The 8,414-nt window shown below is 65.4% G+C and carries 10 protein-coding genes and 1 riboswitch; of the genes, 4 read left to right on the forward strand and 6 right to left on the reverse strand.

Features of this window, described 5'->3' with window-relative positions:
• The coding region (locus tag DM995_RS08400; protein ID WP_232824202.1) for a hypothetical protein at positions 1–654 on the forward strand (654 nt) is incomplete at its 5' end.
• A 15-nt stretch (positions 655–669) separates the two neighbouring features.
• On the opposite strand, the gene DM995_RS21210 is transcribed toward DM995_RS08400, so the two are convergent.
• From DM995_RS21210 to DM995_RS08420, 4 genes are all read right to left on the reverse strand, one after another.
• Positions 670–1,155, reverse strand: coding sequence for a YqhG/Tai3 family protein (locus DM995_RS21210; RefSeq protein ID WP_157973131.1), 486 nt, complete (start codon positions 1,153–1,155; stop codon positions 670–672).
• A 1,115-nt stretch (positions 1,156–2,270) separates the two neighbouring features.
• A complete protein-coding gene (locus DM995_RS08410; RefSeq protein WP_116969127.1) occupies positions 2,271–2,729 on the reverse strand; it encodes a DUF3429 domain-containing protein in 459 nt (152 codons plus the stop codon).
• Between the two features lie 9 nt (positions 2,730–2,738).
• On the reverse strand, positions 2,739–3,956 hold the full coding sequence (locus DM995_RS08415; protein ID WP_116969128.1) for an argininosuccinate synthase: 1,218 nt from the start codon (positions 3,954–3,956) through the stop codon (positions 2,739–2,741).
• A 73-nt stretch (positions 3,957–4,029) separates the two neighbouring features.
• Complete coding sequence (locus tag DM995_RS08420; protein WP_116969129.1) at positions 4,030–4,602, reverse strand: TMEM165/GDT1 family protein; 573 nt, start codon at positions 4,600–4,602, stop codon at positions 4,030–4,032.
• A 7-nt stretch (positions 4,603–4,609) separates the two neighbouring features.
• Positions 4,610–4,799, reverse strand: a riboswitch (yybP-ykoY riboswitch).
• 38 nt (positions 4,800–4,837) lie between these two features.
• Between DM995_RS08420 and DM995_RS08425 the strand changes: the two genes are divergently transcribed.
• Together DM995_RS08425 and DM995_RS08430 are read left to right on the forward strand one after the other, a co-directional pair.
• Complete coding sequence (locus DM995_RS08425) at positions 4,838–5,284, forward strand: DUF1801 domain-containing protein (RefSeq protein ID WP_116969130.1); 447 nt, start codon at positions 4,838–4,840, stop codon at positions 5,282–5,284.
• Positions 5,281–5,577: a ribbon-helix-helix domain-containing protein gene (locus DM995_RS08430; RefSeq protein ID WP_116969131.1), complete on the forward strand. Its 297-nt coding sequence runs from the start codon at positions 5,281–5,283 to the stop codon at positions 5,575–5,577. The genes DM995_RS08425 and DM995_RS08430 overlap by 4 nt, the downstream gene beginning before the upstream one ends.
• On the opposite strand, the gene murA is transcribed toward DM995_RS08430, so the two are convergent.
• Both murA and clpS read right to left on the reverse strand, forming a co-directional pair.
• A complete protein-coding gene (murA, locus tag DM995_RS08435; RefSeq protein ID WP_232824204.1) occupies positions 5,547–6,824 on the reverse strand; it encodes a UDP-N-acetylglucosamine 1-carboxyvinyltransferase in 1,278 nt (425 codons plus the stop codon). The genes DM995_RS08430 and murA overlap by 31 nt on opposite strands.
• Positions 6,825–6,880: 56 nt before the next feature.
• Positions 6,881–7,237 (reverse strand): ATP-dependent Clp protease adapter ClpS, encoded by a 357-nt coding sequence (gene clpS / locus DM995_RS08440; RefSeq protein WP_023836296.1) that lies wholly within the window; start codon positions 7,235–7,237, stop codon positions 6,881–6,883.
• Between the two features lie 198 nt (positions 7,238–7,435).
• On the opposite strand from clpS, the gene obgE reads away from it, so the two are divergent.
• A partial coding sequence (gene obgE / locus DM995_RS08445) for a GTPase ObgE (RefSeq protein WP_116969133.1) occupies positions 7,436–8,414 on the forward strand: 979 nt, incomplete at its 3' end.

Consider the following 8,414-nt stretch of genomic DNA (forward strand, 5'->3'; position numbering starts at 1 on the left):
GCCGCAGCCCGTACCCGGCCAAAGGTTCCGATGAGCGCCTTCGAATTCTTCTTCAGCTTCTATGGTCTGCTGCTCGGGCTGTCGGTCGCCGAACTGGTGGGCGGCTTCGCGCGCGTGCTCCACGAACGGCAGCGCGTGCGATTCGGCTGGCTGACGCCGCTGCTCGCGCTGTTCGTGGCGGTCGATCTGGTGACTTTCTGGAACCAGGCCTGGGTCTTCTTTCGCGCGGCGCCGTTCAATCCGGCGCTGCTGCTGGTCGGGCTGATCATCGCGGCGACCTTCTATATCGCCGCCAGCATCACGTTCCCCCGCGTCACCGCAGAAGGGGTGGAGACGGCGATCGATCTCGACGCGCATTTCTGGGCGCATCGCGGCGTGGTGTTCGGCTGCGTGTTCGCCGCGAACGCGATGGTCTGGCTGTTGCTCGGCGCGCTGGCCGGCATCAGCGAGGTCTGGGCAGCGGTCTGGACGCCGCGACTGATGTTCGGCGTGGCGTTGTTCGCCGCGTGCACGCTCGCTGGAGCCTTTGCACGCCAGCGCGGCGTGGTCATTGCCGCGCTGCTGGTGCTGCTCGCCTATGCGCTGTGGAACATGGCGCGCGCCGCCAGCGCGCTGTTTGCGACGGGTGTCTGGACTCCGGCAGTGGGAAGCTGACGCGGCGCGCCTGTTTCAGCCTCCTGACTTCAGCCCCTTGCGCAGCTTCGCGGCAAAGCTCGGCGTGGTCGGCGTGACGATATCGCTGACGAACCATTGGCCCTTGATCAGCACCAGATCGACCGAATAGCGCGTGGCGCCGAAATTGCGCATCTGCACGGTCACGCGCGCACCGGTGTCGCCCCTCGCCGCCACCGTGCTGCTGACGAGCTTGTAATCGCTGCTGGTATCCTGGCAGTCGCAGAACGGCACCGTGTCGATGACGCAGATCCCGCCCCCTGCCTCGGCGCAGGCATCATCCTTGGCGATGAGCGCCTTGAGCGCGGGTGCATAACGCACCGAACGATAATCGAAATCGCCGGGCAGCTTGGCATAGATGCCTTCGACATAACGCTTGGCGGCCGCAAGCTCTGCCGGAGTCGCCGCGCTGGCAGCACTCGGCACGGCGGGCGCCAGCAGCATCAGCGCCGTTGCAACCCAGGCAAATGTCTTTCCTGTCATTGATCCCCCCGAAAACCCTTGTGGCGCCTCGCGATGTCTGTCCACCGCAGCTTTGCGCGGACCGAGCCTAACGTCGTCGCCGCGCGGCCTCAAGCGCCGGCAAGCCGCGCGCACCGACCGGACGCAAAACGGGGGCCGACATCGCTGTCGGCCCCCACTGCGCCTGATCTGGCTTTGCGGATCGTTGATCTGACGCCCGTGAAAGCGGTTTCCCGCTTCAAGATGGTCTGTCTGCCGCGCCGCGAGCGGTGTGGCCGACATGTCCGTTCCAGGCTGTCGATGGTTTTGCGTCGGCATTTCTGCTTCGGCTCCGCCTTCGATCCCGATCACCCTTTCAGGCGTCCGGCTTCGCGCGAGGCTTGGGTCGATTGGCCCGAAGGCCCCTGGTCCGAAGACCTTCGCCCCAAGTCCGCGCTCTGCCTGACACCTCCGGCTTGCACCGTCCGGTTCAGTTCATCCGGCCCCAGCAACACCACCCCGAAGAGCCATGCGCGTTAACCGATTGTCCTGAGCCTTAAGGCCCTGCCCCGAGGCATCGCACCGGCTGACCGCTCCATCCAGGTCTTGCAACCCGCACCATGCCTGTCTGCCGATCATCGTCCGTCCATCCGAACCTTTTCAGACCGTCCCTTGCACTCCCATGCATCGCTGCTCCGGAGCCCTGGGGACAATCCCTTCCAGCCTGTGCATAACACCGGCCTTCCTTCCGTTCCGATCCCTGTTTCCAGGTCCCGGTCCGGGCAGTCTCTCCGGCCTTCGAACCCGCGCCTTACATCTCTGTAATCGCTTGGTTTTCCGGCTTTCAGTCTGCTTTCCGTCTGTCCTTCCGACCTCTTGAAGGTGTCACGAGACCCGAGTCGCAGCCAGCGAAAATGCGGGAGTTATCCACAGGTGGCGCCGGTTCGCTGTGGATAAAATGGTGGATAGCAATGGATTAAACCGGGCCGGTTCGATTGTTTCATCGGGGCGTAACAAAGGTGGTTTTCGCGCTGTAAGAGCTCGCCTGATTCGTGAATACGTCCCTCGACTTCGCTCGGGACAAGCGGAAGAGCGGGAGGCCGCCGCTCCCCTTCCCGCGTTCCCGAGCGTAATCGAGGGACGCATGCGAGAGCCTGTCAGCCAAGTACCCCCATCGGCACCACGGCCAGGACCACCAGGCACGCAACCACGATCCCCGTCACCCGGCTGCGCATGGTGCCATAGTCCGCATCGGTCGCCCCGGCGCGCACCGCCTGCTTGTCGAGCCACCACAGCACCCCGAAGCCCAGCGCGAACAGCAGCGCCGCCTCGTTGAACGGCACGAACCACAGGGCGGCGCAGGTGCCCAGCACCACCGCATTGCTGGCGATGAACAGGTTCGGGGCCACCCGCTCGGGCGCGACCACCTGGATGCCCCAGAGCGTGCCCGCCATGAACATCAGGATGGTGAACGCCCAGTAGCAGGTCAGGTTGGCGGCGTTGACGTCGCCAAAGCCGATGACATGGCTGAGCGCGCCGGCGATGAACGGCAGCGCCCCCGCATATGTCAGGCCCTGCATCAGCAGGCGGTTGTTGCCTTCGCCCTGCCCCGCCATGCGCCGCGCTCAGCCCTGACGGCGGCCCAGCAGCCGCAGACGCAGTGCGTTGAGCTTGATGAAGCCCTCGGCATCCTTCTGGTCATAGGCACCCGCATCGTCCTCGAAGGTCACGACCTTCTCGCTGTACAGCGAATAGGGCGACTTGCGGCCCACGACCCAGGCATTGCCCTTGTACAGCTTCAGCCGCACGGTGCCGGTGACATGGCTCTGGCTGTGGTCGATCGCTGCCTGCAGCATCTCGCGCTCGGGGCTGAACCACAGGCCGTTATAGATCAGCTCGGCATAGCGCGGGGCGAGCTCGTCCTTGAGGTGCGCTGCGCCGCGATCGAGCGTCAGCTGCTCGATACCGCGATGCGCGATGTGATAAATGGTGCCGCCGGGCGTCTCGTACATGCCGCGCGACTTCATGCCGACAAAGCGGTTCTCGACCAGATCAAGCCGCCCGATGCCGTGCGTCTTGCCCAGATCGTTGAGCTTCGCCAGCAGCGTCGCCGGGCTCATCCCCTCGCCGTTCAGCGCGACGCCATCGCCGCGCTCGAAATCGATCGTGATATATTCCGGCGTGTCCGGCCCCTGTTCGGGATGGTGGGTGCGCGAATAGACATAATCGGGAACTTCATCCCACGGGTCCTCGAGCACCTTGCCCTCGGACGAGGTGTGCAGCAGGTTGGCGTCGGTCGAGAACGGCGCTTCGCCGCGCTTGTCCTTGGCGACCGGGATCTGGTGCGCCTCGGCAAACTCGATCAGCCGGGTGCGGCTGGTCAGGTCCCATTCGCGCCAGGGGGCGATCACCTTCACATCGGGGTCGAGCGCATAATAGCCCAGTTCGAAGCGCACCTGATCGTTGCCCTTGCCGGTCGCGCCATGGCTGACCGCATCGGCACCGACTTGTCTCGCGATCTCGATCTGGCGCTTGGCGATCAGCGGCCGCGCGATCGAGGTGCCGAGCAGATAGGTGCCTTCGTACAGCGCATTGGCGCGCATCATCGGGAAGACGTAATCGCGCACGAATTCCTCGCGCAGGTCGTCGATGAAGATATGCTCGGGCTTCACGCCCATCATCTGCGCCTTGGCGCGCGCGGGCTCGAGCTCCTCGCCCTGGCCCAGATCGGCGGTGAAGGTCACCACTTCGCAGTTGTAGGTCTGCTGCAGCCATTTGAGGATGACGCTGGTATCCAGACCGCCCGAAAAGGCCAGAACGACGCGGTTTACCGATTGGGTCATGCAAGCGGACTTTCTTACAGGAAATTGGGATCGCGCGCCGCCTAACAGCGCGGGGGCATGGGGGCAAGCGCGATCACACCCAGCCCGCGGTCTGCGCGCCGATCCAGATGCCCAGCCCAGCAAACATCAGCGCCGCGCCGATCTGCAGCGCGCGGATCGGCAGGATACGCTCGATCTTGTGGCCCAGCAACACCGCAGGCACATTGGCGACCATCATGCCGAGCGTCGTCCCGGCGGTGACCGCGAATACGTTCTGGTAATGCGCCCCCATCGCGGCGGTGGCGATCTGGGTCTTGTCGCCCATCTCGACCAGGAAGAACGCGATCAATGTGGTGAGGAAAACGCCCGTCCCGCGCCTTTTGGGTTCCTCCTTCTCATCGAACTTGTCGGGGATCAGCGCCCACAGGCCCATGACGATGAAGCCGCCGGCGATGGCAAAGCGGAACGCGGGGCTGTCGAGCAGGCCGGCGACCTGCTGGCCCAGCAGCGCGGCGAAAAAATGGTTGGCGAGCGTCGCGGCGAAGATGCCCGCGATGATCGGCACCGGCTTGCGCAGGCGCGCGGCGAGCAGAATGGCGAGCAGCTGGGTCTTGTCGCCCATTTCGGCGAGCGCGACCAGCGACAGCGAGGCAAGAAAGGCTTCCATCCGACGAGACTTTCAGGGCCGGGCAGCAGGCGACACAATGGCATCTTCCCCCCTGCCCGGCCGGACAATGGGTTCGGATGTCATCGGTCTTGCCGGAAGCCGGATCGCTTCGATCCGGAAACCCGCGCGCCATGGCCTCTCGGCCAAGTGTGTTGACGCACGGACCGGCTGGCGCCGGTTGGCTACTCCCCATCAGACGTGCTAGCCTTTAGGCGGTCAGGTGGAGGGATGCAAGATGGCTGGGGCCCAGAACAAGACAGTCGCGACCGATGCGGATGTCGCCGCCTATATCGCGGCGCTCGAGCCCGAGCGGCGGCGCGAAGAGGCGCAGACGCTGCTGGCGCTGTACGAACGCATTACCGGCGAGCCCGCGAAAATGTGGGGGCCGAGCATCATCGGTTTCGGCGAATATCATTATCGCTACGAGAGCGGCCGCAGCGGCAGCATGTGCCGATCGGGCTTCTCGCCACGCAAGGGCAAGCACAGCATCTACCTCATGTGCGGCTATGGCGACGATGCCGCCGCCCAGCAGCAGGAAGCGCTGCTGGGCCGGCTCGGCAAGCACAAGATGGAAAAGTCGTGCCTGTACATCAACCGGCTCGATCAGGTGGACATGGGCGTGCTCGAGGAGATCATCGCCAACAATGTCGCCGAGATGAACCGGCTTTACCCCTCTGCATGAGCATCGCGCCCGACGACCTGTTCCACGGCCCGGTCAAGCGCAGCATCCAGATTGCCGGGCACATGACCTCGATCAGCCTCGAGCCGCTGTTCTGGGATCTGCTCAAAGCGGCCGCCGAAGCGCGCGGGCTGCCGCTCAACGCGCTTGTCGCGCGGATCGATGTCGAGCGGATCGCGGTGGAGCAGCCGCCCAATCTGGCGAGCGCGATAAGGCTTTGGCTGGTAAGGGATGTCATCGAGGGGCGCGGTGGCGCCGAGGACGGTCAAGCCGCACAACGAGCCTCCCCTCCCTGAAACGGAGGGGTGGGGGGTGGGTAATGGCCGCTACAGAACCACCGCTTGCTCAACCCCGCCTCGGTCTCGCCCTCGGCAGCAAGCCCGGCGATGATCAGGCTCATCGAGGCGCGCAGGTCGGTCGCCATGACCGGCGCGCCGACCATCCGCTCGACGCCGTGCACCACCGCGGTGCGGCCCTTGACCTCGATATGCGCGCCCATGCGGTTCAGTTCGGGCACGTGCATGTAGCGGTTCTCGAAGATCGTCTCGGTCAGCACGCTCGCGCCCTCGGCGAGGCACAGCATCGCCATGAACTGCGCCTGCATGTCGGTGGCAAAGCCGGGGAACGGCGCGGTCGAAAGCGTGAGCGCCTGCAGCTTGCCATTGGGGCGCACCGCGATTCCGTCGGCGATTTCCTCGACATGCACGCCCGCCTGGCGCAAGGCCGCGACGGTCGCCTCCATCTCGTCGAGCTTGGCGCCGATCAGGTCGAGCGCGCTGCCGGTGATCGCGGCGGCGCAGGCATAGCTGCCCGCCTCGATCCGGTCGGCCATTACGCGATAGGTCGCGCCGTGCAGCCGCTCCTTGCCGTGAATGACCAGCGTCGATCCGCCGATTCCCTCGATCTTCGCGCCCATCGCGACGAGCAGGTTGCACAGGTCGACGATCTCGGGCTCGCGCGCGGCGTTACGCAGCGTCGACGTGCCCTTGCACAGCACGGCGGTCATCAGCGCGTTCTCGGTTGCACCGACCGAGACCACGGGGAAGCCAAAATCGCCGCCGGGCAGCCCGCCCTTGGGCGCGCGCGCGGTGACATAGCCTGCGGTGATCTCGATCTCCGCGCCCAGCGCCTCGAGCGCCTTCAAGTGGAGGTCGATCGGGCGGTTGCCGATCGCACAGCCGCCGGGCAGCGAGACGGTCGCCTCGCCCGCGCGCGCGAGCAGCGGCCCCAGCACCAGGATCGACGCGCGCATCTTGCGAACGATGTCATAGGGGGCGACGGTCGAGGTCACCCGCCCCGCGCGCAGCGTCATCACCCGGCCGAAATCCTCGGGCCGCGCGCCCTCGATCATCGTCGAGACGCCGAGCTGGTTGAGCAGATGGCCGAAGCTGTCGACATCGGCGAGCCGCGGCAGGTTGCGCAGCGTCAACGGCTCGTCGGTCAGCAGCGCGCAGGGCAGCAGCGTCAGCGCGCTGTTCTTGGCTCCGGAAATGGGAATACGGCCCGAGAGCGGCTTGCCGCCGCGAATGATGATCTTGTCCATCGCCGCTGTTTAGCGGCTGCGCGGGCTGGTGCAAGAGGGGGGCAAGGCCCGGAAGGTCAAACCTTCTCGAGCGTGCATTGCAGCGGGTGCTGGTTCTGCCGGGCGAAATCCATCACCTGATTCACCTTGGTCTCGGCGACCTCATAGGTGAAGATGCCGCACACCCCGACGCCCTTCTGGTGGACATGGAGCATGACGCGGGTCGCCTCGTCCATATTCATGCTGAAGAAGCGCTTGAGCACGAGCACCACGAATTCCATCGGGGTGTAATCGTCGTTCAGCATCAGCACCTTGTACTGGCTGGGCTTTTTCGACTTGGCGCGGGTCTTGACCGCGATGCCGATATCCGGCGGACCGTCATCGTCCTCGCGATCGGGCCCGGCGCGCACGACAAGGCCTGCATCGCCTGCCACGATGGCAGCGAGGCGTCGGGGAGACGCTGAACGGAATGTCGTGCTGTGCATAGGTCGTCTCGAATATCGTATTTCTCAGGCGTCAGGCAAGGGGCTGCGCGTAAAATGCGACGCGCTGCCCGGTCATCCTGACGCGCCCATCTAGCCCCGATTCGGTTACTCTGGCGTTTCGCGGCGCTTTCCGTTAGGGGCGCGGCCATGCATTTTCTCGATCAAGCCAAGATTTTCATTCGCTCGGGTGCCGGCGGACAGGGCGCGGTGTCCTTCCGCCGCGAAAAATATGTCGAATATGGCGGCCCCGATGGCGGCAATGGCGGCAAGGGTGGCGACATCATCTTCGAAGCGGTCAGCGGCCTCAATACGCTGATCGACTTTCGCTATACCCAGCATTTCAAGGCGAAGCGCGGCACCGGCGGCATGGGCCGCAACCGCACCGGCGCGGGCGGCGACGATCTGGTGATCAAGGTGCCGGTGGGCACGCAGATCCTGTCCGAGGACAAGGAGGACGTGCTCGCCGATTTCACCCATGCGGGCCAGCGTATCACGCTGCTGCGCGGCGGCGATGGCGGGCGCGGGAACCTGAGCTATGCCACCAGCACCAACCGCGCCCCGCGTCAGCACGGGCCGGGCTGGCCGGGCGAGGAAATGTGGGTATGGCTGCGGCTGAAGCTGATGGCCGATGCGGGGCTGGTCGGCCTGCCCAATGCGGGCAAGTCCACCTTTATCAACCAGGTGACCAATGCGCATGCCAAGGTGGGCGACTATCCGTTCACGACGCTGCGCCCGCAGCTGGGCGTGGTGCGGCACCGCAACCGCGAATTCGTGCTCGCCGATATTCCCGGGCTGATCGAGGGCGCGGCGGAAGGCGCAGGCATCGGCGACCGCTTCCTCGGCCATATCGAGCGCTGCCAGGTGCTGATCCATCTGATCGACGCGAACGGCGACGATCCGGTCGAGGCGATGCGCATCGTCGATGGCGAGTTGGAAAATTACGGCGCGGGGCTGGAAGAGAAGCCCCGGCTGGTCGCGCTCAACAAGGGCGACCTGCTCGACGACGAGCTGATGCAGCATTTCGCGAGCGAGCTGGTCGCGGCGGGCGCGGACCGTGTGTTCCCGATCTCGGGCGCGACCGGCAAGGGCAACGATCAGGTGCGCTTCGAACTGGGCTATTATGCGC

It is taken from the genome of Blastomonas sp. UPD001 (assembly GCF_003426715.1).
Classification (GTDB): Bacteria; Pseudomonadota; Alphaproteobacteria; order Sphingomonadales; family Sphingomonadaceae; genus Blastomonas.